This is a genomic window from Corynebacterium sp. HMSC071F07, from assembly GCF_001810285.1.
Taxonomy (GTDB): Bacteria; Actinomycetota; Actinomycetes; order Mycobacteriales; family Mycobacteriaceae; genus Corynebacterium; species Corynebacterium simulans.
Map to the genome: position 1 here is coordinate 1 of NZ_KV800679.1, position 732 is coordinate 732.

A 732-nucleotide genomic window follows, 5' to 3' on the forward strand; every position below is an offset into this window, starting at 1 on the left:
CTCCACGCCTCCTTACGGTAACGCTTCAACACGTGCACGACGCTCCCCTACCCAATAACAAAAATTATTGCCGCGGCTTCGGCGGTGTGCTTGAGCCCCACTACATTGTCGGCGCAGAACCACTCGACCAGTGAGCTATTACGCACTCTTTCAAGGATGGCTGCTTCTAAGCCAACCTCCTGGCTGTCTTCGCGATCCCACATCCTTTTCCACTTAGCACACCCTTAGGGGCCTTAACCGGCGATCTGGGCTGTTTCCCTCTCGACTATGAAGCTTATCCCCCACAGTCTCACTGCCGCACAACACATTAATGGCATTCGGAGTTTGGCTGACATTGCTAAGATTGTAGTCCCGCTCAACCAACCAGTAGCTCTACCTCCACCAAGCTAATGCGACGCTGCACCTAAATGCATTTCGGGGAGAACCAGCTATCACGGAGTTTGATTGGCCTTTCACCCCTACCCACAGCTCATCCCCGCAGTTTTCAACCTACGTGGGTTCGCGCCTCCACAGCATCTTACTGCTGCTTCACACTGGCCATGGGTAGATCACCCCGCTTCGGGTCCAGGACATGCCACTTAACACCCCATTAGGATTCGGTTTCCCTACGGCTACCCCACACGGGTTAACCTCGCGACATGCCGCTGACTCGCAGGCTCATTCTTCAAAAGGCACGCCATCACACACAAACGGTGCTCTGACGGATTGTAAGCACATGGTTTCAGGAACTAT

General features: G+C 54.0%; 1 rRNA gene. It reads right to left on the reverse strand.

From position 1 onward, the window contains the following. Window positions 1-732: ribosomal RNA gene (locus HMPREF2724_RS01230) — 23S ribosomal RNA — on the reverse strand; the annotation flags it as partial.